Genomic DNA, 23,633 nt, shown 5'->3' on the forward strand with positions numbered 1-23,633 from the left:
CTGAAAAAGAGACTGACTGTATATATGATTTTGCTTTGTGACTGCTGTTCCCGGAAATTAAAGTGGGAGAGCAGTGACATCAACTAGTGATGACCGTGGCTGTCGTGGCTGTGTAAGAACGGGCCGTGACCTTTAGGGTTGCTGTAAACCAATTCTACACCTTCCTGTTCTGTAAGCGTTTTTCTTCTGATGTCTTCAGGATCGAAAGGTTTGGTTTTACCGAAATATTCCATTAATCCGGAAGTAAGCCAGATTGGGATTACGTAACCGAAAAACATGAAGATACACCAGAATCCGATAAGGAACATGCAAAGGAAATATACGGTCCAAAGGAACTGGTAAAACGGAAAAAATGCTGATAACATCATCATTGTAATAGATTTTAGGCAAAAGTAGGATAATTTTTGTTTTCGGGCAAAAGATTTCCTGTGATTTTTCGCTATTTAAAATGATTAAAAAATATTAGTGAGAAATGGATTCGAAAAAATCATTCCCTTTATCATCGGAGATGATGAACGCCGGAAAATTCTTGATTTCTATTTTTCGTACGGCCTCCATTCCAAGTTCTTCAAAATCAACAACCTCTACCGATTTGATGTTTTCTTTGGCTAAAATGGCTGCAGGTCCACCGATAGAGCCGAGATAAAATCCGCCATATTTTGCACAGGCGTTAGTGACATCCTTGCTTCGGTTTCCTTTTGCGAGCATAATCATGCTTCCGCCGTGGGACTGGAATTCGTCTACATAAACATCCATTCTACCTGCAGTTGTGGGTCCGAAACTTCCGGAAGGCATTCCGTCCGGTGTTTTTGCAGGGCCTGCGTAATAAATCGGATGGTTTTTGAAATAATCCGGCATCGGTTTTCCGCTATCGAGAAGTTCTTTAATTTTTGCGTGAGCGATATCGCGTGCAACGATTAAAGTTCCGTTCAGACTTAAGCGTGTTTTAATCGGATATTTAGAAAGTTCTGCTAAAATTTCCGGCATTGGCTTATTCAGGTTGATTGAAACTGCTTCTTCCAAATGCGGCGGAGTTTCCGGAAGATATTGTTTTGGATTGGTTTCCAACTGTTCCAAGAAGATTCCTTCACGGTTGATGAAACCTTTAATATTTCTGTCAGCAGAACAGGAAACGCCCATTCCGACCGGACAGGAAGCTGCGTGACGCGGCAAACGGATTACACGTACATCATGAGTCAGATATTTTCCGCCAAACTGAGCTCCAATTGACGATTCCTGGCAGATTTGCTGAACTCTTTTCTCCCATTCGAGATCACGGAAAGCCTGGCCGCCAATGTTTCCTTCGGTGGGAAGGTGATCGTAATATCCGGCACTTGCTTTTTTCACGGCTGCTAAATTCGCTTCAGCAGAAGTCCCGCCAATGACTAGCGCGAGGTGATAAGGCGGGCAAGCTGCTGTTCCCAAATCCATGATTCTTTCGCGAATAAAAGCTTCCAGTGAGCTGTCATTCAGTAAAGATTTAGTTTTCTGGTAAAGAAAGGTCTTGTTTGCAGACCCGCCGCCTTTTGCGAGGAAAAGAAATTTATATTCTTCGCCTTTTGTGGCATAAATATCAATCTGTGCCGGAAGATTAGAACCTGAATTCTTCTCTTCAAACATCGTTAAAGGCACGATTTGCGAATATCTGAGATTGCGGGTTTGGTAAGTATTATAAATTCCTCTTGAAATCCATTCCGCATCATTAGCTCCGGTGTAAACATTTTCGCCTTTTTTTGCTACACAGATTGCTGTGCCGGTATCCTGACATGATGGAAGTGCGCCTTCAACGGCAACTGCTGCGTTCTGCAAAAGGTTATAAGCGACGAAACGGTCGTTGTCGGTCGCTTCGGGATCATCAATAATATTCCGGAGTTTTTGAAGATGCGAAGGCCGAAGCATGAAAGAAACATCGGCTAAAGCCTGTTCAGCAAGAAGTTCCAGTGCCCGGGGATCGATGGTTAAGATTTCTCTGCCGCCAAGGTACTCTACTTTTAAATATTCTGAACTGAGTTTTCTGTATTGGGTATCGTCTTTAAGAATAGGAAAGGGTTCCTGATAGTGAAATTCCATATTTGATTTTTACGCGACAAAAATAATCAAATTAAAGGGATAATACCGAAACCTTAGCAGGACTTTTATCACATAAAAAAAGGCACAGAAAGTGTAAATTTCTATGCCTTTTTCATCATTCATCTTGTTGAGTACAAAGATAAACCGTGATCATGTCAATTTTTGTCAAGCACTTGAAGATTCATGAATGAATTACTGGAAGTTAAGGGGGTCTCGGATTGATAGTGATCCAGAATTTCCTGATGTTTCTCCTTTACGAGCTGTTTCAGTACCGTAGGTTTTATAACTCGGGCATTACTCATCCACTGGAAAATCCAGCCTACCAGTTCGCGGTTGATTCCGCAGCGCAGGGTCATAACATAATTACCGTTGTCGATTTTAGAAAAATTCTGTGAGTGGTGCCAAAAATGGTGTTTTACGAATTCTGCAGTAAGTTCAGAAAATTCAATTTCAATATCGTAGATTTCATCGTCCATATTATTGGTAATACCAAACCGGTTTTCCATTTCACGACTCAGGGTGGCTAGAAGATCCCTGTTATCAAACATATTATTGGTCAGGCTGTATTTTTTAAGCTGGTTGAGCGCGATAGCTATAATTTTATTTTTTCCTTTCACAAAGCCTAATAGATGAATAACACCGCGATGATAAAGAATCTGCAGCGGGAGGAAATCTACCGGATACGCAATAGCCTGTGGGATCGAAGTGTAGTCGTAACCTACTTCTAACAGTCTCATTTCTCTTTTATGCTGAATGCTCCATATGGCATCATTCAATGTTTTTTGATAGCCATCTAAGGAAAGCAGCTCATAAAAATAGCTGTTAGCAATCTGCTGGTCGGCGAAAACCGAAAAATCTTCGAAATTACTTTTGCTATAATTTTTATAAAAGAGATTCTCGATCCGGTCAAAAGTTTCTTCACGGGATTTCACCAAGGGTAGCGGCATTAGGTTTTTAAAAAGCAGATAACTCTGGATATCGAACTCATTGAGTTTTGCTGAACTTTTATCATACTCAATTTTCCAGGTTTTTTTGTTTTTTTCACCTTCTGTAATAATGAGTTTTTCATTGTGCTGCACAATATCTTCGAGTTCATCCAGATAACGGTATAATGTTCTTTCAGAGATATTGAGGTCGTGAGACTTCGCCCACTGCTTAATAACTTCAATGTTTACAGGTCCCCGCTTGAGACGGTTGTAAATTCTTAGCAAATTTCTAGATTTCTTAGACATAAATTTTTCTTCTCTATCAAATTTAGTTAATTATCTGTATAATATGGAGTTAATCTATTTATTTTTAATTCTGCATCAAATAGTAAAAACGTAACTTTAATCCTTAAAAATTTAACATCAATGAATTACAGAATAGAACACGATACAATGGGAGAAGTTCAGGTTCCTGCTGATAAATTTTGGGGCGCGCAAACAGAACGGTCCAGAAACAACTTTAAAATAGGACCAGAAGCATCGATGCCGCATGAAATCATCGAAGCCTTTGCCTATCTGAAGAAAGCCGCAGCCTTTACCAATGCCGAATTGGGAGTGCTAGCAGAAGAGAAACGGGATGCGATTGCAAAGGTCTGCGACGAAATTTTAGCGGGAGAACTTGATGATCAGTTTCCGCTCGTGATCTGGCAAACCGGTTCCGGTACGCAGAGCAATATGAATGTGAATGAAGTGATTTCAAACAAAGCTCATGTGAACAGTGGCGGAGTTCTGGGCGAAAAATCAGGAATTCACCCGAACGATGATGTCAACAAATCACAGAGTTCCAATGATACTTACCCTACAGCGATGCATATTGCCGCGTACAAAAAGGTAGTTGAACATACGTTGCCGGCTGTTGAAAAACTCAGAGATACGCTTCACGCTAAATCTGAAGAATTTAAAAATATCGTAAAAATCGGCAGAACGCATCTTATGGACGCCACTCCTTTAACCCTCGGGCAGGAATTTTCCGGATACGTAGCACAGCTTGATTATGCCATGAAGGCCATTGCCAATACTTTTGACCATCTTCAGGAAATCGCTTTAGGCGGAACCGCCGTAGGGACAGGACTGAATACACCGGAAGGTTATGATGTGCTGGTGGCGAAATATATTTCTGATTTTACCGGACTTCCTTTTGTAACGGCGCCCAATAAATTTGAAGCTTTGGCAGCACACGATGCGATCGTGGAAAGTCATGGTGCGCTGAAACAATTGGCCGTTGCACTATACAAAATCGCACAGGATATCCGTTTTCTTGCGTCCGGACCCCGTTCCGGTATTGGAGAGATTTTAATTCCTGAGAATGAACCCGGATCCTCAATTATGCCCGGAAAAGTGAATCCTACACAAAATGAAGCATTGACCATGGTTTGCGCACAGGTTTTAGGGAACGATACGACCATTTCATTTGCCGGAACTCAGGGAAATTATGAACTTAACGTCTTTAAACCTGTAATGGCGTATAACTTCCTACAGTCTGCACAGTTTTTGGGCGACGCCTGTATTTCGTTTAATGACCATTGTGCAGTTGGAATTGAAGCCAATGAACCAAGAATAAAAGAACTTGTCGATAAATCTTTAATGCTGGTTACCGCATTAAATACTCATATCGGTTACGAAAATGCAGCGAAGATTGCGAAAACCGCACACCAAAACGGCACCACTTTAAAGGAAGAAGCAGTTAATCTGGGGCTTTTAACCGCCGAACAATTTGATGAATGGGTAAAACCGGAAGATATGGTCGGAGGTTTAGCATAATTCAACTTATCGTAAATTAAAAATCCCCGGAAACTTTCCGGGGATTTTGTTTATTAATCTACAGAGACGGAACTGGCGAAAAAATCTTCGAGTTCGCGCAAGGTTTCGGGATTTGTTCTGATGTCTTTCACGAGTTCCCCTTTGTTTAAGACAACAATTCGGTCGCTCACTTCGGTAGTATGAGCAAGGTCGTGACTGGAAATAAGAAAAGTAACTGACTCATTCTGAGACCATGTTCTGATGAGTTTTTTAAGCTTTATCTGTGTGGAGGGATCCAGATTTGCAAATGGTTCATCGAGAATAATTATTGCCGGAGTGCCGATAAGCGCTCCAACAATTCCTACTTTTTTTTGGTTGCCTTTCGATAGGTCTCGTACATATTTTTTAGCATTCAGAATTTCATCGTTGAAGAAATCGTCAAACTGTTTCAGGAACTCATTAACCGTCGTCTTATCCTGCCCGCGTAGCTCGCCGATAAAATAAAAATACTCTTCGGGCGTCAGATAACCAATTAGAAATGATTCATCAATAAAGGCGGAAACTTTATTTTTCCAGTTTTCGTTTTCATTTACTTTATCACCGCCAATTTCAACAAAGCCGGATGATGGCTCTATTAAATCCAGCAAAAGCGAAAAAAGAGTAGTTTTACCGGCGCCGTTATTCCCCACCAATCCAAAACTTTCGCCTTTAGGGATTTGGAGAGATTCAATATGAAGAACTTTTTTGCTGCCGTAAATTTTAGAAATATTTTGAATGTTTATCATGTTTATAGCTTAAATTATGCTGTTTTTTTAAATGCTTCTATTGTTGAATATTTTTCGGATCTGTAAATTTTCACGATATAATCGAAAATTTTATCACGCAGTAAAAATCCGATAAGACCTAAAGCTCCCAGACTTGCAACCGCAATTTCGATTCCCGCGAAAAATTTCACGAGTGCAAAAACGCCCATTGGCAGTACCATTTGCGGAATCATTATCAGCATTACTTTCATGTTAAAGTTATTTCCTCCGCCGCCAAATGATTTGGAGCTGGAATTGAGGTCAATAGGTTTTTTGTTAAATGCTCCAGCCAAAAGAGTGAGGTAAGAGTTCACCCCAAGATTATAAAGTCCGGCGGCAAAAATAGTAAGATAAAATTCCCAGCTGATGAGCAGGTAACCCAGCGCCAAAACCATAGAAACAGCGGTAGCGAGCACCACGAGCGCCCATTTCGCTTTCAGATAGTCTTTATAGGGAACTTTCTGCGTCATCATCAGCGGATAATAGGAGCTGTCCCAGGAGGGTACTCTTTGGCCAAACATGAGCATAAAACCACCGGTCACAAAGATTCCGAGAAAGACCCGCATAAAATCTGTAGCATAAGCTTTGCCTGAAAAATATAGAAGTCCGTAGAATAAAAACATAATTCCCGCAAACAACGCAGACTTTGCAGCTTTGCTTCTTTTCAGAAGTCGGATATCATTATTGATGAAAGTGCCAAGTGTTCCGAAACGGTTAAGGAAATCGATATTTTCGGTTTTACCTACTGCCTGTTCAAGTTCCAGTCCTTTGTCGAGATAAAAGTTGCTGTAAATATTGCGGTAAGCCCAGTATCCGGCAGCAGCGGCTAGCAATACAGGAATCAAAAAGGCACCAGGAAATTCATAAAAAGCTTTAAAAATTTTTTCGGAAAAAGAAGAAAGATGAACGTAGGCGTAATATTCCAGAAAACCGAAAATAATCATTATCGCCGCTACAGTATAAAGAACCAGATTCTGTTTGTTCAATACAATATTTACGAAATTACTGAAATAGAACACTGCCATTATCCCTGTGAGAAACATTAAAACCCCCGGGATAGAATAACTTCCGTGGAAAATAAGCAAACCGCAAAACGGCAACAGAAAAAGCAGATAACCCCAATTAAAAAAATTAAAAATAATTTTCAGGATGGTATAGTTCACCAGTTTTTTCTTGGTGATATTTTGCGTGAGAAATGGTTTGATGTTTTGCGTTGGCATTTGCTGAATAAAATACCTTAGAACCAAATCCAGTGCTGCATAGTAAAGGAAATACCGAGAAAAAAGTGCTATAGGATCAGTCTTTAACTTGTCGACTGAAATAAAATAAAGACCCACCGCCATCATAACAAAAGTAAAACTCATTCCGGCATACGCGAAAGCCATCAGGATTTTCATGGCAAGCTGTGCCCCGAATTGTGGATTCCTGATAAAACTCTTGAATTCTAACTTCAGTAATTTTGTATACATTTCATGGTTTTAAACATTAGTTAAGAACCAACAAGATTTGTTACAAAATAGATGAGATTAAAGCCCTTTTATTATGTTAAGAGATTTGTTTTGAAGCAGAAAAATGATTATTTCATCAATTCCTGCGCTTGAGAAATGGCAGCATCTGTAATTTTACTGCCGGAAAGAAGTTGCGCAATTTCCTGAAGCTTCTCCTCCTCGCTAAGCGGAATAATGTTGGAGCGCGTTCTACCTGAAATGTCTTCTTTAATAACTTTATAGTTATTGTTTCCTTTTGCCGCAACCTGTGCGAGATGGGTAATTACGATAAGCTGCATGTTTGTTGACATTTCCTTCATTACATTTCCCATTTCTTCCGCTACTTTCCCGGAAACTCCTGTGTCGATTTCATCCAGAATCAAAGTCGGAAGCTCGGCATTTTCCGCCATCAGTTTTTTGATCGAAAGCATCACTCGTGACCGTTCACCGCCTGAAATTGCTGATTGAATGGGCTTCAACGCAAAACCGGAATTCGCCTGAAACAAAAGCTGTATATTTTCTTTGCCAAAGCTGTTATAATTCGCACTTTCGCTTAGTTCTACGGCAATCTTCGCTTTTTCCAGACCCAACTGTCTGAGCAATAATTCAATTTTATTGGTAAAAATTGGAATGTTCTTCCGACGGTGGGCCGATAAGTCGGCGGCCATTTTTGCCAGTCGGTTTTCAGAATCGGTTTTTTCCTTTTCGAGTTGGATGATGAGGTTTTCCAGATCGGCAAAACTGTTTTGTTCGCTCAGCAGATTGTCACGGATTTCTATCAATTCAGAAACACTGAGAACACTATGCTTTAACAGCAAAGCATTTACAATATTTAATTTTTGGTTCAGTGCGAGCAGGATTTCGGGACTGGTTTCCATTTTTTCAGCCTCGTCCTGAAGTTCAAAAACAATGTCTTTAAACTCAATGAAATTTTCCTGAAATCTCTGGTTAAGCAACGTAAACTCATGAGAAAGATCGGCAACTTTTCCCAGTTTACTTTTAATATCGGTAATCGAGTCGAGGATGCCAATTTCTTCCGCATCAAGTTTGGCAAAAATTTGGGTCAGATTCTCGGTGATTGCCTCAGCGTTTTCCTGTTTTTTTACCTGATTCTGAAGTTCTTCCAGATCTAGTTCATCCAGATTTGCATTTACCAGTTCATCTACCAGAAAAGCTTTATAGTCGCTTTCTTTATTACTTTCGGCGAGCTGTTTTTTATGATTTTCTAAATCTTTCAGCAGGGTTTTATATTGAGAGAATTCAGTTTGGTATTTTAAAATGAGAATTTTGTTTTTCGAAAGACCGTCAATGATCTGAAACTGGTATTCTTCATCAAAAAGATTGGAGGTTTCGAACTGTGAATGGATGTCGATTAAATTTCTCGAAAGAATTTTCAGTAAATCCAATGTCACCGGAACATCGTTGACGAAAGCCCTGGATTTTCCGTTAGGTAGTATTTCGCGGCGGATAACGGTTTGAGTTTCAAAATCAAGATCGTTTTCTTCAAAAAAAAACTGAAGATTTTCGTTGATGGAGAATTCAGCTTCCACGATGCTTTTAGTTTCCGAATTCTGAATGGATTTGGCATCAGCTCTTTCGCCCAAAATGAGACGCAAAGCACCAAGAATGATCGATTTTCCTGCACCGGTTTCTCCCGTAATTACCTGTAAACCTTTGTTTAAAGTAATTTCGAGGGTGTCGATAAGTGCAAAATTCTGGATGAAAATTCTTGAAAGCATGTTTTAAATAGCGAATTACAATGGTTTGAAAACTAAATTAAACGCAAATTTAATGTTTTGCCTTTTAAGTCGGAAATTAAATGATGATCATAAATTCCGCTGTCATTCAGTTTATTTCCACTTATTCCATTTGCTGTCGATATCTTTTGGTGAAAGTGTTGTGAAAAGTGATTTCAGATCCGCCATATTCACATTCGGGCTGTTGCCGTTGCTGAAGATGTCGAATATTTCCTGCTTTTTAGTGTCAATAAAAATATTGATCGGATAGTTCATCTGAAAATTATTTTCATACGTTTTCAGCTGCATCAGCGCATCTGCAATAATTTTCTTGCCGGAAGCCTGATCCTGTTTCCCCAAATTATCTAAACCTGCGCGGTGATAGGTGTAGAAAATGTTTCGCAAGGTGTTTTGCTCGGGTTTCATGATATTGTCGATTAATGCAGCGCGTGTTCGGGTACCTTCGATCAGCGACCAGCCTGCGTAATTCTGATTCTGTGCGTTATTTGAGATTTTCTGAGCTTTTTCGAACCATTGCTGCCCGCCACGAACTTTAAAGCTGTCGCCGTCGTAGCCCAAAATTGTGTAAACATAGAAACTCACCACATCGATTAAATTTTTCCCGGAAAACTGTCTTTCATTGAAAACAAGATTTTCATTTTCGGCATAATCAAACCCAAAGTTGGTGTCGTTAATATTCATCAGGGGCGTTTCATAGGTCGTATTGAAAACCGGGCGAACTGCCTGCACCACAATACTTCCTTTAAAATTATTGCCGCCACGCTCGGAAATTACAATTGCAAAATTGCATTTTATCTTTTCGAAATTCTGAAGTTTTTTCCCTGTCCAACTGGTATTGTTGATGAAATCCCGAAGATTTTTTTCTAAAGTTTTGTAAACCTGATTATTACTTCCGCTCATTTGTTGGGCGTTTACCTGAACTGTGGCCAGAAGTTCCTGTGCAAAACCCAAGTTAAAGGAAAATATAAGGATAAATAGGGTGAGAAGTTTCTTCATGTTTGTGATAATAATTGAAAACGGAAATTTAGTCATATTATTTCAGAATTTCTTCTTCCATAAAGTTTAAAATATCTTTTGCGACTTCGTTTTTTGTTTTCAAGTTAAATTCTTTCCGGTCGGTTTTGGTGAAAATTTTAATTTTGTTGGTATCGCTTTTAAATCCGGCTCCTTCGTCGCGCAGAGAATTCAAAATAATCATATCGAGATTTTTTTTCTGAAGTTTACCCAATGCGTTTTCTTCTTCGTTTTGAGTTTCCAGCGCGAATCCGATTAAAAACTGTTTCGATTTTCTCTCTCCCATGGTTTTAAGAATGTCCGGGTTTTTAACCAATTCGATCGTTAAAGAGTCATCATTTTTTTTGATTTTTTCTTTGGCAATTTCCTTTGGAGCATAATCTGCAACAGCAGCGCTCGCGATGGCAATGTCTGACGTTTCGTAATATTTAAAAACTTCGGTGAACATTTCTTTTGCTGAGGTTACACGATGAATTTCAATATCCGGATGAGAAGTACTCAAAGAACTTGGTCCAGAAATCAAAATCACTTTCGCTCCACGTTTTGCAGCTTCTTCCGCCAAAGAAAATCCCATTTTTCCTGAAGAATGATTCCCGATAAAACGCACAGGATCAATTGCTTCGTAAGTTGGACCGGCTGTAATGAGGACAGTTTTACCGGACAAAGTTTTCAGGCCCTGGTTTGAAACTAAAAAATTTTCAATTCTTTCAGCAATCGTTTCCGGCTCTGCCATTCTTCCCTGACCCACCAATCCGCTTGCCAGCTCTCCTGTTTCGGCAGGAATAATAATGTGACCGAAATCTTCAGCCAATTCCAGATTCTGTTTTGTAGAAGGATGTTCATACATGTCGAGATCCATCGCCGGCGCAACCATTACGGGACATTTTGCCGACATATAGGTTGCAATCACCAGATTGTCACACATCCCGTGAACCATTTTTGCTAAAGTATTGGCAGTGCAGGGCGCAATTAAGATTAAATCTGCCCAGAGCGCGAATTCAACATGATTGTTCCAGGTGCCGTTTTCCGAATAAAAATCAGAGAACACCGGATTTTTTGAAAGGGTAGAAAGGTTAAGTTTCGAAACAAAATTGTCTGCCGAAGGGGTCATTAAAACCTGAACTTCTATGCCTTTTTTTATGAGGTCGCGGATGAGGTAATTGATTTTGTAAGCGGCAATTCCGCCGGTAATACAGATGAGTATTTTTTTTCCCTGAATTGCCATTTCAAACTGTTATTTAGGTCTAACGAATTTAGTTAAAATTTTAGAATTACCGAAAGCCAGAGCGTTGGTGTAGAATAAAAAAGTCACAAAAGCTTTTGCTAATGTGACTTTGTATAATTTTAGACAGAGATTAGTTTCTCTCGTCTGTATTTCTGAAGTAAATTTCGTCATCAAGCCATTCCTGGATTGCAATAGACGTTGGTTTCGGAAGTTTCTCGTAGTGTTTTGAGATTTCGATTTGCTCTCTGTTTTCGAAAACTTCTTCCAAAGTAGAGTTGTGCACCGCGAATTCATCTAACTTATTGTGAAGTTCTGAGCGAATCTCTGCATTAATCTGCTCTGCTCTTTTCCCCATAATTACAATGGCTTCGTAGATAGAACCTACTTTTTCTTCAATTTTATCTTTGTCGTAAGTGATGGTACTTAATTCGGCTTTAGAATCTTTAACGCTCATTTTCAGTGAATTATTTATATTTAAAGTCTGCAAATATACAGCTTATTTTTGAATATTAAAAGTTGCTGCCGGTGCCGGAGTCGAAAGTGCTGCGCTGTCTCTCTTGATCTGGTTGGCTTTTTTCTCAGCTTCTCGCTGGTCTTTTTCCAGATTCAGTCTGGCTTCTTCTTCCTTTTGTTTTTCCTGAAGTTCTTTTTTTCTAGCTTCTACTTTTTTCTCCAGTTCAAGGAACGCTTCTTTCTCTTTAGCGAGTTTGTTTCTAAGATCTACAGCGATCTTGGCATTTTCGGTACCCGGCATATCGCGCTCGACCTGTTTTGTGAATGCCAAAGCATTTTCGATACGGTCTTTTTTCAGGTCGTAAACTGAATTTACGGCAAGTTCGTATTTAGACCTCAAGATGTATTCGTAAATTTTCGGAGCTAGTTTTGTACTTGGGAAATCATTCAAAACATTCTCGAAAGCTACATTAGCCGCTTTATAATCAGCCATTTTGTAATACTGTCTCGCGTTTTCGTATGCTTTGAATTCGAGTTTATAACTCAATTCATCAATCAGTTCATTAATGTTCTTCGATTTTTCTGAATTCGGATAGTTATTCAGGAAATTCTGAAGTTCATTAATCGCCAGTTCGGTACTCGTTTGGTCAAGATTGTAATCCATAGATCCTTCGTAAAAACATAGTGCCGACATATATGCCGCATCTTCCGCACGTGGATCCTGAGGAAAGGTTACCGAAAAGTTTTTGAACTGGTGACCTGCAAGCTTGTAATTTTTATCGTAGTAATTGGCGTATGCTGAATTGTAAACTACATTCGGAGCATCATCTGTTCCTGCGACAAGGTTTGAAAGCCGCTCGTACAGCGCCAGGGCGTTGGTCCATTTTTTATTTTCGAAATTCTCGTTCGCAACTTTCAGGATATAATCTTTGTCTGCACTTTTCATTGCCATTTCCTGTTGTTTGTCACAGGCCGATAAAGCAAAAAAAGCCAGCAGTACTATCAAATATTTTTTCATAAATCTTTTAAAGCGAAAATGATGGATTTTCATCTTCTGCGGTTCAGTCTGCAAAAATATAATTTTTTTATCAATAGATTTTTTTTTGTGATAATTTAACTAATAAATTAACTGAATTTTCTGTTCCGAACTCGATTTTTCAGGTAAATCAGTTCGTCTGATATCCCAAAAGTGAAAAAACGGTGACCAAAAGGTTAGCAAGAACTTTTTTTTCTGCATCCTGAAGATAATTTTCCTCCCTTCCCGAAACATAAAGTTCGTAGAAATTTTTATTTCTGATGACAAACAGAGAAGAGCCTAAAATCAAAGTCAATACATCTTCCGGCTTTGGCGCATTATGGAAAACTCCTGACGCGACTCCTTTTTTAATAACATCATCAAGTTTTGTAGTGAATGTGGTATAGAATTCAAGCAGGTCGTCTTTAAGGTGTTCGGTGTGGCGCAGTTCCTGTGTTACGAAACCGTGGAAATAATTGAATCTAAATAACTGATTTACAACATATTTAACCAATTCTTTCATCTGCATCTCAGGTTTTCCGTCTTTAATGACTTCGGCAAACTCCGCGAAACTTTCGCGCGTTTTCTGAACACGGTAACGGTAGAGGTACGACATCATTTTTTCCTTAGAACCGAAATAATAGGAAATCATGGCCACATTAATATTCGCCTGCGAAGAAATATCTCGGATTGATGTTCCTTCGAAACCTTTTTTAGCAATTAATTTTTCCGCAACATCCAAAATATGAATCTGTTTTTCAGAAAATTTCTTCTTCATAGTTGTTATTTGAAGTAAAGTTAATAAAATAAATAGTAGTTTCAAACGAATGTTTAATGTTTTAAATCAGATTTTTAATAATTTTGAGGATGAACTTTTTCGATTTTCATCATCACGATGCAGACAGAAAATCTGGAATTTATAACTTAAAATTTAATGAAGAGGCTCCGGGAAATTTCTTTTCTGCGGGCATTCATCCTAATGCAGTTTCTGATGATTTCGATGAAAAATTGATTTGGCTGCAACAGATTTCTGCTCACGAAAACTGCGTTGCAATCGGCGAATGCGGACTTGATGGTTTGATCGGTGTTGACGAAGAACTTCAAAGGAAGGCGTTTTTTGCCCAGATCGAAATCGCCAATTCTGTGAAGAAACCTTTAATCATTCACTGTGTAAAAAGATTTTCGCAAATCTATCAATTCCGGAAATTAGCTAAAGTTCCGATGATTATTCATGGGTTCAACAAACGCAAAACAATAGGCGATGATCTTTTGAAAAACGGATTCTGTTTAAGTTTTGGAAAATCAGTTCTGTATAATGTAAATTTGCAGGATTTTGTGAAGCACCTTCCGATCGAAAAACTGTTTCTTGAAACTGATTCTGCAGATTTTGAAATCAAGGAACTTTACCAAAAAGTAGCAGACTTAAAAAACATGAGATTGGAGGATTTGAGCGAAAAAATCAAAAATAATCTACAGAATATGCAAATTCCGATATAAAAATGCAGAAAAAGTGGCTGGAGCGAACAGAGCTTCTTATCAAAGAACAGGGAATTGAGAAACTACAGAACGCAAATCTCCTCGTGGTAGGTTTGGGTGGAGTAGGCTCTTTCGCGGCTGAATTTCTGGCGCGCTCGGGAGTTGGAAAAATGACCATTGTTGATGGCGATACAGTGGATATTACAAATATCAACCGCCAACTTCCTGCACTGCATTCTACTGTCGGTAAGTCAAAGGTAGAAGTCGTTTCGGAAAGACTGCTGGATATAAATCCGGAATTACAGCTTACTAAAATCAATGAATTCCTGAATCCCGAGAGAATGGCGGAAGTTATTGGAGCTGAAAAATTCGACTACATTCTCGACTGTATCGACAGTGTAACCCCGAAACTTGCACTCATCATCACCGCAAAACGAAAAAAAATAAAGATTGTAAGCTGTATGGGAGCCGGCGGAAAAATGGATCCGTCTAAGGTCATGGTGCGCGACATCAGCAAAACCTATAACTGTTTTCTGGCTAAAAATGTAAGAAAACGCCTGAAAAAAGAACAAATCAATAAAGGTATCCGCTGTGTTTTTTCCAATGAAATTCAGAACGAAGAAAGTTTGAAGATGACTGACGGCGCCAATTTCAAAAGGTCTTTTTACGGCACAAGCAGCTTTATGCCTGCGATTTTTGGATTATACGCGGCAGCCGAAGTTATTAACCACCTTCTCAAAAATACTGATGACTGATTTCAGATTTCCCAAAACGGAAAAACTTAAACATAAACGGGAAATCGATCTGCTTTTCGCGAAAGGAATGTGGCGGAACTGCGGAAATCTGCGCATCATTTCGATTGATTTGGAAAAGAAACCTCAGGAAGGTTTTGTGATTCCGAATCAGAAATTTGGAGTGTCTGTTTCGAAGAGATATTTCAAGAAAGCCGTAGACCGCAACCGGATTAAAAGATTGCTGCGCGAAGCATACCGTCTTAACAAAGAAATTTTCACCGACGTTTTTGGGGGAAAATCAATATCAATGATTTTCTGGATTTCAAACGAAAAACCAAGCAGTTTTCAATCTCTGGAAGAAAATTTCGTAACCCTCTGTAAATCAAAAAAATAAAATTTAATTTTTTGGAATGCATTATTTTGTAAATTTGATTGTTAATCTAAATCCATCAAAAAATGTCAGATCAAATTCCATTTCTTCCCTATATCATCAGTGCATTCATCGGGATCGGACTTGCCGCAGCGACAGGTTTCAGGGTTTTTATGCCCATGTTTGCTGTAAGTCTGGCTTCTTATTTAGGCTGGATTCCCATGAATGAAAGTTTTGAGTGGTTAGCCGGACTTCCAACATTAATCACAACAGGGATTGCGATGGTTGCTGAAGTTCTTGCGTATTATATTCCATTTATCGATCATCTTTTAGATACAATTTCGGTTCCGCTGGCCACTATTGCCGGTTCGGTGATGTTCGCCAGTCAGTTTGCCGATATCGGAACTTTTCCGCAATGGGCTTTGGCTTTAATTGCAGGAGGTGGAACTGCCGCAGCCATCAGTTCGGGATTTGCGGGAACACGTGCTGCATCTACAGCCACAACTGGTGGTTTGGGAAATTCGGTAGTCGCTACAACAGAAACTGCGGGTGCAGGAATTATGTCTTTTCTGGCGCTTGCGGCACCGGTAATTGCATTTATCGCTGCCGTGGCACTCATTATTACCGTACTGGTTTTAGGAAAAAAACTTTGGCGGAAATTCAGGAATTTTAATTCAGACCAAAACGCTAAAGTGATAAATGTAGACGCAGTGGACCAAAAAAATTTGGAATAGCTGGCTTTTACTTCTGGAAAAACATTTTCACGGCGACCACGAACATAAGAATTGCAAACACTTTTCTCAACATTTCCTGAGAAAGAGTAATGGCTGTTTTACTCCCCAGATAGCTCCCAAGAACGAATCCTGCACAGAGCAGAAGCGTTGTTTTAATATCAACATTTCCTGTTTTGTAATAATTCATGACTCCAAGAATTCCAACCGGTAGAATTAAAAGCGCCAATGTGGTTCCCTGCGCTTTATGCTGAGTGAAACCGAAGAGTAAAACCAAAACCGGAACCATCACGATACCTCCGCCGATGCCCACCAAACCGCTTAAATAACCGGCTAATAATCCCAACAGTATAAGTCCGATAATAAGTGTAGCATCCATTTTCATGAGGTTTAGGTTATTTGTTCTGTCTTAAATCTTTAACGAAACTGATCTGTTCGGCGAAATGAGTTTCTTTTTCCGGATGTTTTTCTGATAGGATCTGGTAAGCTTTTATAGCCTTAGAATACAGTTTCTGTTCAACATAAAGTTTTGCAAGTGTTTCAGTCATCAGGTGAGAAATATTATCACTTTTTTCTTTCACTACAAAATCTGAATCTTCTTTAAGTTTTGAAATTTTCGGTTCTTTTACGATGAAATTATCAATAAAAGTGTTTTTTACTTCAGTTTTAGAAAGCGCTGGTTTAGCCCCGGAATCTATTTTGCTTCGGTCAATTTTTAGCCAGTTCTGCCAGGTGTTAATGAAAGTGGGAACATTGCTGTCATTGGGTTTAACTGTTTCTTCTTCAGTTTTTTCTGCCGCTTTTTCAGATTCAATCGGCGAAACGTTCTGCCCGAAAAACGAAACATTGAAGACAGGTCTTTCCTCACTTTTTTCTTCTGCAGGAATTTCCGAAACGGTTTGTATGTTTTCAGATTCAGGTGGCGCAGAAACACTTTTCTGAGAAACAGGCTCATCTTCTTTTCCAATTAACGCGTCAGGGGTATTCCCGGCAAAAGACATGGGTTTCCACGCTGTATTTTCTGGAGAAGTGGTTTCTTCTTTCGTAACCGGTTTTATAATTTCCCCGATTTCGTCATCTTGCTGCGTCACTTCTGAAATAATTTCTTCTTCAGTTTCGGTCACTGTTTCCTGAGAGGTATTTTCTTCAGGTTTTGCGACTTCGAAAGTCTGGGTTTCAGAAAAGTTCAAGCCAGTGTTTTGAGTTTCCTCCTCTTTCTCTTTGGTCTCAGGTTTTTTCCTCGACTTCATTTTTGCTTCAACTTCTGCAATCAGTCGCTGCATCTCGATTTCGTGCTTGTTGAGCTGCGGTTTTGGGACTTCGTAAACAGTCCTTTCCCCGGGTTTCGCAACGATTTTAACTTCAGACAAGAATTCCTGCGTCCCATGGAAACTGATTTCCGCCGGATCTTCTACCATATCATTTTTTAAAGAAAGATCTTCATCAATGACGGTTTCAGGTTGTAGTGGCTGTATATCTTTTTCGATACGAAGTTCTGTCTGTACGATCGGGAAGGACCTTTCGGCTTCTTCCGGCAAGTTTTGTTCTTGGGTGCTTTCGGGAATTACATTCCCGGTTACTTCGGTTGGCTCCTGAACCGGTTTTAGAATCTCAGTGGTGTAAGGTTCATTTGGTTTATTTTCAATACTTTGCGTAATAATTTGTCCGGATTCCAGAGTGGATTCCAAATCAATAACCTCATTTTTGCGTTCAAGAAAATCCTCTTCGCCTTCGAACAGAATCCTGTTCAAAGCGCCATTTACGTAAACGGGTTTGGGCTGCTCCTGCTGAACGGACTGTACTGCTGGGAAAATCTCCGCTCTCTTTTCTTCGTTCTTCAACTCAAGAACATCGGTCTGCGGTTTTTTCTCTAGCTCTGAATTTTTATTAATAAACTGATAAAGTATTTTTTTATCTGTTGTATATGCGGCAGTGGTAGCAAGTACGTTCTGGTATTCTTCCGGATTCAGCTTATGAATTCCGTACAGTTGTAACGCTCTGATGTTCTGAACATAAGGGTATTTTTTTATTTCTGAATTCAGGATATCTAAATCCTTAGTCTGAAATAAATCGGGGTTTTTTATTAATTCTAAAACTCTTGCGTTCATTACCAGTTGGCTACAATATCGTTAAAAATTTTATTGATGATTCTTTCGTTCACCACTTTCACCTGTGAGGCTTCAATAGCGTTTATATCCAGATCACTGCTGAAAACCGCTTCGTCGGAATAGGTTCTGTCGAAACTTTTGTCTGGTTCTATTTTGTTTTCGTAATGTACTTTAACAGTGATTGTTAACTTGTTTTGCGCTGCCTGAATATTTCCGCCCGGAGCATTTACCGCAGTAGATATGGTGGTTGGTGTGATTGAATAGTCCGTGATTTCACCTTCAATCAGGATATCAGGATTTTCAACAGCGCCTTTTAAAGTTGTTCTCTGCAGAAATCTGTTCTGGATATCGGTAGAGAACTGCTGGGCGAGATTTGGATTCATCAGCGCAGCATTATTTGGGAAATCTTTTATCTGAATCGTTTTGGTTTCCGGGCTCAGCGATGAACCTGTGAAACTGTAACAGCTTTGAAGAAAGAAAAAAGAAAGAAGAGAAAAGAATAAAACTTTTTGCCTTCTTTGTAATATGATAGTATGCATTAATCTTCTAAATTATATTGTTTGATCTTTCTGTAAAGTGTTCGCTGCGAAATTCCCAGCTCGTCTGCCGCCTTGTTTCTTCTGCCTTTATGCTTTTCTAAAGCTTTTACAATCAGTTCTCGCTCATTGTTTTGAAGCGAAAGCGAATCTGGTTTTGTTTCTTCGATTTCAATATCTTCTACGTCGCCATAATCATCAGATCCTTCGGAGATAATCGTAGAGTTCTGGAACTGATTTGCATTGTTATTTTCAAAATACAACAGTGAGTTTGCGTTCTGAACCTGAGTTTCCGGCGTGAACACCCTGTTGATCAGATTTTTTTCCTGATTGCTGAAATCGTTGTTCCCGCGGTTCTTAATGAGTTCCGAAGTTAATGATTTTAAATCATTCAGGTCATTTCGCATGTCGAAAAGGATTTTATACATAATCTCTCTTTCAGAATTAAATTCCGAATTCGAAATTCCAGCACCGTTTTTCTGCACCACAGCCGGCAAATTTGTAGTAGTGGGAATATATTCAGCCAGTTTCACAGAATTTACGGTTCTGTTTTGCTCTACTACGGTCATCTGTTCCACAAGATTCCTCAACTGTCGGATGTTTCCGGGGAAAGGATATTTCTCGAGGTAATTCACCGCATCATCTGTCAGTACAAGTTCCGGCATTCTGTATTTTTCAGCGAAATCTACCGCGAACTTCCGGTAAAGCAAATGAATATCTCCTTTTCTTTCCCTTAAAGGCGGCATGTCGATCTGAACCGTATTTAAGCGGTAATATAAATCTTCACGAAACCTTCCGTCGTGGATTGCATTAAGCATATTGACATTTGTTGCTGCTACAATTCTTACATCCGTTTTCTGAATCTGGGAAGAACCTACTTTCATAAATTCACCGCTTTCTAAAACACGCAGTAAACGCACTTGAGTTTGCAGCGGCAGTTCACCTACTTCATCAAGGAAAATTGTTCCTCCATCTGCGACTTCAAAATATCCTTTTCTGGTAGATGTTGCGCCGGTGAAGGCTCCTTTTTCATGACCGAAAAGTTCAGAATCAATGGTTCCCTCCGGAATTGCACCGCAGTTTACAACAATATAGGGCTGGTGTTTTCTTCTTGATTCACCGTGGATAATCTTCGGGATAAATTCTTTTCCAACACCGGATTCCCCCATCACCAATACGGAAATATCGGTTGGTGCAACCTGAATAGCTTTTTCCAAAGCACGGTTAAGCGCAGGATAATTTCCGATGATTCCGAAACGTGTTTTCAGTGATTGTAAATCGGTCATTTTTTAAAATTCAAAGTTTGCAAAAAGTTGTAGAGATTTACTTTTGGATCAAATTACACCGTAATCTCAGCTGCGGTTGTCCCCAAAAGTGTTCCCTGTGTATTGCCGTGAACAAAAACAGACACAATGTCGCCTAATTTCTGACCTTCGAGTTTATCAAAAACACAGACAGCGTTCTGCGAATTGCGGCCTTTCCACTGGTTTTCGTTTTTTCTTGAAGTACCTTCGATCAGCACTTCATGAATTCTGCCAACATAACCCTGCATTCTTGTGCGTGAAAGTTCGCCCTGAAGTGCGATGACTTCTGCCAAACGTCTCTGCTTCACATCCGCAGGAACATCGTCTTCCATTTTTTTGTGAGCGGGAGTTCCCGGTCTTTCGGAGTAAGCAAACATATACCCGTAATCGTATTCTACGTCCCTCATAAGTGAAAGCGTAAGTTGGTGATCTTCTTCCGTTTCGCCGCAAAATCCAATGATCATGTCCTGAGAAAATGAAATATCGGGAACAATTTCTTTACCTTTTTTGATGAGGTCTAAATATTCCTGACGTGTGTGCTGGCGGTTCATTTTTTCTAAAATCCGGTCGCTTCCGCTTTGAACCGGAAGATGCACATATTTACAGATATTGTTATGTTTCGCAATCACCCGGAAAACCTCTTCTGTCATTTCGTGTGGATTTGACGTTGAAAAACGGATTCTCATTTCAGGTACTGCAACGGCAACCATATCAAGAAGTTGTGCGAAGTTCACCGCGGTGAGTTTCTGCATTTCGGTAGCGTTTTTGAAATCCTTTTTGGGGCCGCCTCCGTACCAAAGGTAGGAGTCAACGTTTTGTCCCAAAAGTGTGATTTCCTTATAACCGCTGTTCCATAAATCCCTGCACTCATTGATAATTGAGTGCGGATCGCGGCTTCTTTCGCGTCCCCGGGTAAAAGGAACTACACAAAATGTACACATATTATCGCAGCCCCGGGTAATGGTAACAAATGCGGTAACGCCATTTCCACCCAATCGCACTGGATTGATGTCGGCGTAGGTTTCTTCTTTGGAAAGAATTACATTAATGGCATCGCGTCCTCCATCGGTTTCTTTTAAAAGGTTTGGTAAATCTCTGTAGGCATCGGGTCCCACAACTAAATCAACCAATTGTTCCTCTTCGAGGAATTTGGTTTTTAAGCGCTCGGCCATACAGCCAAGCACGCCCACCGTAAGATTGGGTTTTGCTTTTTTTAGATTTTTGAACTGCGACAAACGCATTCTTACCGTTTGCTCTGCTTTTTCACGGATGGAACATGTGTTCAGAAGAATTAAATCAGCTTCTTCCTGATTACGCGTCGTGTTATAACCCTGCTCATTAAGGATGGATGCAACAATCTCGGAATCAGAGAAATTCATCTGACAGCCGTAACTTTCGAGAAAAAGTTTTTTAGTGTTTTGGGGTTTTTCTGCGATGGCGAAGGCTTCCCCCTGCTTGGTTTCGTCTATATATTTTTCCTGCACTTTTGTAGATTTTAGGTGGTTTGAAATTTAGAAATTACCTGAAAATGCAACAGCCAAATTCTCTTTATTCAACCCGAAAGATTAAAGCGCAAAGATAATAATTTTAGTGACAGAATGGCAGGATATTTAATCCATTTTAAATGCTAAAGGTAATCTGAAGCGATATCTCACTGGAATTCCGTGGATGTTTCCAGGAGTCCATTTGTTGCGGATCTGCGATATTCCTTTAACTACCATATCGTCAAAAGCTTTTAGGCCTGAAGATTCCGCCAGCTGTATATTGCTTATTTTCCCGTCCGGTTCTACAATAAAAGTTACCTCAAGTCTGAAAGTTCCGTTAAAAGTAAAGCGCGATAAGTCAATGCTTTGAAAGACCTTCTTTCGGAAATTATTAATCCCACCCTCATATGTTGCCATTTCCATATCGTTTACAGGATCGTAACCTTCCGGTAATTCTTGAAACAGTTCATGAGGAATGATCCAGAAACTTGTAACGGCGGCAACTTTATTACCATCTACAAGAGCTGGATTCCAACCGGTTAAGTATTTGGCAACCTCTTTTGTAAGTTCAAATGCACATTTGTTTTTCTCCAGACTTTCAGAGTCTTCGCTTTTAACATACTTGATCTTCTTGTCGGGATACACTACAATCCGGAAACTGAAAGCTTCTTTTTTATTTTCGCAGGGCTGGAGTTTTTTATCTTTCAGGACCTGATGAAAGTCTTTGTAAAACTGAACATTCCCGCCAGTATAATCCGTTTGTCCGGCAGGGTACTGCTCGTATATGTCTTGTGCAAAAGAATTTGAGTAAAGTATAAGTAAGATAAAAATAAAGTAATAGCGCATTTTAAAAATCTTAATATTCAGGATCAGTAGTAGCAGTTAAATGGTATTTATAGCGGAAATCTACGGGAATGCCGTTAACTGTTGCGGGTTTCCATTTTTTCTTCATGCTTTTAAAGGCGTAAAAAAGCATACGGTCAAATTCTTCCAGTCCGGTTTTTTTGGTCAACACAATATCTTCCAGTTTACCCTCTTTGGTGATGATAAACTCTGCTTCTATCGTGAAACGGTCTTCCCACCGAAACCTTTTCAGGTCCAGATTTGACTTCAGCTGTTTCCAGAAATGGTTCATATGGTCTTCGCCGGCATTATTGTAAACGGGAGTTGTCACCGCCGGAGAATATTGGGCATTATTTTCCTCGAAAATCTGGTCCGGAAAAATCATAAAACGTGCAATAGCAGGCTGTGGGGTACCATTTATAATTGCAGGATTCCATTTTGTCTGGTATTTCGCAGCTTCACGTGCAAGATCAGAGGCGCATTTGTTATCGGCTAAGTAATTGGGATGCTGGTCTTTGATAAAATTGATCGATGCATCAGCATTAATTAAAACCGAAAATTGGTAGAACTGTGATTTATCTGCGCAGGGCTGCAGCTTTTTTTCTAAAACAATGTCGTGAAAGTCTTTGTAATAAGCCTCGTAACCGCCGATATAAGGAGATTGAGCCGTAGGAAATTCGTGAACAGTTTGAGCCGACAGGAAAAGCGGAAATGCTAATAAAGGCCAGAGCAGCTGTTGTTTCATAGGGGTTTTTCGCTTAAGTATTTGAAAAAGACATAGGCATTCTAAACTTAAATCTTACCGGTACTCCGTGCAAAGTCGCTGGTTTCCACTTGTTTTTTATCTTTTTAATGCTGCGCAGAATCATCTCATCGTATTCTTTGAGACCAGATGAATTTTCCAGCTTCAAATTTTCCATTTCGCCTTTCTCATCCAGTACAAACAAAACCGTGACAGTTACTTTTCCTTTACCCTTTACGTAGAAGTCCTGAGGATCGGTCCTTTTCATAACTTCTTTCCTGAAAGCATCAATTCCACCCTCAAAAGTGGGCAATACTATTAAATCCTCAGCATTATACCCGGCTTTGAAGTTGTTGAAAAAAGCATCCGGATAAATATAGTATTGTTCTACAGCTGCTTTCGGGCTGCCATCGATTTTAGCCGAAACCCATCCAGGCATATTTTTTACAACTTCTTTTGTAATTTCCCGGGCACATTTGTTTTCAGATTTCTGTAATTTTTCGGGGTCATAAAGGACCGCTGTGTCATTTTCCAGCACTACAACATATGCGGATAGAAATTCATTTTTGTTGTCGCAGGGTTTAAGTTTTTTCTCAAGCAGTACTTTCTGAAAATCTTTATAAAAATTTGTTTTGCCTCCGAGGTAGCTGTGCTGATCGTTGGGAAAAGTTATGAGTTGAGTTTGGCCGCTTAAAAAAGTACTGATAAACAGAAGAAAATAGAATAATTTCATTCAATAATATTTTCCTAAATAT

The 23,633-nt window shown here is 39.6% G+C and carries 24 protein-coding genes; 5 read left to right on the forward strand and 19 right to left on the reverse strand.

From position 1 onward, the window contains the following. Positions 1-83: 83 nt before the first annotated feature. The 3 genes from KTV93_RS07385 to KTV93_RS07395 all read right to left on the reverse strand — a co-directional run bounded on the left by KTV93_RS07385 (position 84) and on the right by KTV93_RS07395 (position 3,302). Positions 84-368 carry a hypothetical protein gene (locus KTV93_RS07385; RefSeq protein ID WP_218250515.1) on the reverse strand — a complete coding sequence of 95 codons (285 nt, stop codon included), beginning with the start codon at positions 366-368 and terminating at the stop codon, positions 84-86. 94 nt (positions 369-462) lie between these two features. Next, a complete protein-coding gene (locus KTV93_RS07390; protein WP_218248317.1) occupies positions 463-2,070 on the reverse strand; it encodes a fumarate hydratase in 1,608 nt (535 codons plus the stop codon). A gap of 155 nt (positions 2,071-2,225) precedes the next feature. After that, a complete protein-coding gene (locus KTV93_RS07395; protein ID WP_218248318.1) occupies positions 2,226-3,302 on the reverse strand; it encodes a helix-turn-helix transcriptional regulator in 1,077 nt (358 codons plus the stop codon). Positions 3,303-3,422: 120 nt separating this feature from the next. Here KTV93_RS07395 and fumC point away from each other — a divergent pair, with 120 nt between their 5' ends. After that, positions 3,423-4,817 carry a class II fumarate hydratase gene (gene fumC, locus KTV93_RS07400; RefSeq protein WP_218248319.1) on the forward strand — a complete coding sequence of 465 codons (1,395 nt, stop codon included), beginning with the start codon at positions 3,423-3,425 and terminating at the stop codon, positions 4,815-4,817. A 53-nt stretch (positions 4,818-4,870) separates the two neighbouring features. Here the strand turns inward: fumC and KTV93_RS07405 are convergent, their stop codons facing one another. From KTV93_RS07405 to KTV93_RS07440, 8 genes are all read right to left on the reverse strand, one after another. Next, a complete protein-coding gene (locus tag KTV93_RS07405) occupies positions 4,871-5,581 on the reverse strand; it encodes an ABC transporter ATP-binding protein (protein WP_088468288.1) in 711 nt (236 codons plus the stop codon). Positions 5,582-5,595: 14 nt separating this feature from the next. Beyond that, on the reverse strand, positions 5,596-7,068 hold the full coding sequence (locus tag KTV93_RS07410) for a DUF5687 family protein (RefSeq protein ID WP_218248320.1): 1,473 nt from the start codon (positions 7,066-7,068) through the stop codon (positions 5,596-5,598). A gap of 107 nt (positions 7,069-7,175) precedes the next feature. After that, entirely contained in the window at positions 7,176-8,825 is a 1,650-nt protein-coding gene (locus tag KTV93_RS07415; protein WP_218248321.1) for a DNA repair protein RecN, read from the reverse strand. 111 nt (positions 8,826-8,936) lie between these two features. Beyond that, positions 8,937-9,839: a type IX secretion system protein PorD gene (gene porD / locus KTV93_RS07420; protein WP_218248322.1), complete on the reverse strand. Its 903-nt coding sequence runs from the start codon at positions 9,837-9,839 to the stop codon at positions 8,937-8,939. A 37-nt stretch (positions 9,840-9,876) separates the two neighbouring features. Beyond that, positions 9,877-11,082 carry a bifunctional phosphopantothenoylcysteine decarboxylase/phosphopantothenate--cysteine ligase CoaBC gene (coaBC, locus tag KTV93_RS07425; RefSeq protein WP_218248323.1) on the reverse strand — a complete coding sequence of 402 codons (1,206 nt, stop codon included), beginning with the start codon at positions 11,080-11,082 and terminating at the stop codon, positions 9,877-9,879. A 130-nt stretch (positions 11,083-11,212) separates the two neighbouring features. Continuing rightward, positions 11,213-11,536 (reverse strand): DNA-directed RNA polymerase subunit omega, encoded by a 324-nt coding sequence (locus KTV93_RS07430; RefSeq protein ID WP_088468283.1) that lies wholly within the window; start codon positions 11,534-11,536, stop codon positions 11,213-11,215. A 42-nt stretch (positions 11,537-11,578) separates the two neighbouring features. Further along, positions 11,579-12,553 carry an outer membrane protein assembly factor BamD gene (locus tag KTV93_RS07435; protein ID WP_218248324.1) on the reverse strand — a complete coding sequence of 325 codons (975 nt, stop codon included), beginning with the start codon at positions 12,551-12,553 and terminating at the stop codon, positions 11,579-11,581. Between the two features lie 148 nt (positions 12,554-12,701). Next, the gene (locus KTV93_RS07440; RefSeq protein WP_218248325.1) at positions 12,702-13,328 is read right to left on the reverse strand and encodes a TetR/AcrR family transcriptional regulator; all 627 of its coding nucleotides are present in this window, start codon (positions 13,326-13,328) and stop codon (positions 12,702-12,704) included. Between the two features lie 89 nt (positions 13,329-13,417). On the opposite strand from KTV93_RS07440, the gene KTV93_RS07445 reads away from it, so the two are divergent. From KTV93_RS07445 to KTV93_RS07460, 4 genes are all read left to right on the forward strand, one after another. Next, the gene (locus tag KTV93_RS07445; RefSeq protein WP_218248326.1) at positions 13,418-14,047 is read left to right on the forward strand and encodes a TatD family hydrolase; all 630 of its coding nucleotides are present in this window, start codon (positions 13,418-13,420) and stop codon (positions 14,045-14,047) included. 2 nt (positions 14,048-14,049) lie between these two features. After that, positions 14,050-14,781, forward strand: coding sequence for a tRNA threonylcarbamoyladenosine dehydratase (locus KTV93_RS07450; RefSeq protein WP_218248327.1), 732 nt, complete (start codon positions 14,050-14,052; stop codon positions 14,779-14,781). Beyond that, the gene (rnpA, locus tag KTV93_RS07455) at positions 14,774-15,154 is read left to right on the forward strand and encodes a ribonuclease P protein component (RefSeq protein WP_218248328.1); all 381 of its coding nucleotides are present in this window, start codon (positions 14,774-14,776) and stop codon (positions 15,152-15,154) included. The genes KTV93_RS07450 and rnpA overlap by 8 nt, the downstream gene beginning before the upstream one ends. A gap of 62 nt (positions 15,155-15,216) precedes the next feature. Next, the gene (locus KTV93_RS07460; RefSeq protein ID WP_218248329.1) at positions 15,217-15,864 is read left to right on the forward strand and encodes a DUF4126 domain-containing protein; all 648 of its coding nucleotides are present in this window, start codon (positions 15,217-15,219) and stop codon (positions 15,862-15,864) included. 7 nt (positions 15,865-15,871) lie between these two features. Here KTV93_RS07460 and KTV93_RS07465 read toward each other — a convergent pair whose 3' ends face one another. The 8 genes from KTV93_RS07465 to KTV93_RS07500 form a co-directional block, all read right to left on the reverse strand. Then, positions 15,872-16,240, reverse strand: a complete 369-nt coding sequence (locus KTV93_RS07465; protein WP_230259131.1) for a sulfite exporter TauE/SafE family protein — start codon at positions 16,238-16,240, stop codon at positions 15,872-15,874. Between the two features lie 16 nt (positions 16,241-16,256). Next, on the reverse strand, positions 16,257-17,969 hold the full coding sequence (locus KTV93_RS07470; protein ID WP_218248331.1) for a hypothetical protein: 1,713 nt from the start codon (positions 17,967-17,969) through the stop codon (positions 16,257-16,259). Beyond that, positions 17,969-18,508, reverse strand: a complete 540-nt coding sequence (locus KTV93_RS07475) for an LptE family protein (protein ID WP_218248332.1) — start codon at positions 18,506-18,508, stop codon at positions 17,969-17,971. The genes KTV93_RS07470 and KTV93_RS07475 overlap by 1 nt, the downstream gene beginning before the upstream one ends. Then, a complete protein-coding gene (locus tag KTV93_RS07480; protein ID WP_218248333.1) occupies positions 18,508-19,791 on the reverse strand; it encodes a sigma-54 interaction domain-containing protein in 1,284 nt (427 codons plus the stop codon). Before KTV93_RS07480 ends, KTV93_RS07475 begins: the two co-directional genes overlap by 1 nt. A gap of 53 nt (positions 19,792-19,844) precedes the next feature. Then, a complete protein-coding gene (miaB, locus tag KTV93_RS07485) occupies positions 19,845-21,293 on the reverse strand; it encodes a tRNA (N6-isopentenyl adenosine(37)-C2)-methylthiotransferase MiaB (RefSeq protein ID WP_218248334.1) in 1,449 nt (482 codons plus the stop codon). Positions 21,294-21,419: 126 nt separating this feature from the next. Further along, on the reverse strand, positions 21,420-22,139 hold the full coding sequence (locus KTV93_RS07490) for an energy transducer TonB (RefSeq protein ID WP_218248335.1): 720 nt from the start codon (positions 22,137-22,139) through the stop codon (positions 21,420-21,422). A gap of 10 nt (positions 22,140-22,149) precedes the next feature. Continuing rightward, positions 22,150-22,881, reverse strand: coding sequence for an energy transducer TonB (locus KTV93_RS07495; RefSeq protein ID WP_218248336.1), 732 nt, complete (start codon positions 22,879-22,881; stop codon positions 22,150-22,152). Between the two features lie 13 nt (positions 22,882-22,894). Then, the gene (locus tag KTV93_RS07500) at positions 22,895-23,611 is read right to left on the reverse strand and encodes an energy transducer TonB (protein ID WP_218248337.1); all 717 of its coding nucleotides are present in this window, start codon (positions 23,609-23,611) and stop codon (positions 22,895-22,897) included. Positions 23,612-23,633 lie beyond the last annotated feature (22 nt).

The organism is Kaistella faecalis, from assembly GCF_019195395.1.
GTDB lineage: Bacteria > Bacteroidota > Bacteroidia > Flavobacteriales > Weeksellaceae > Kaistella > Kaistella faecalis.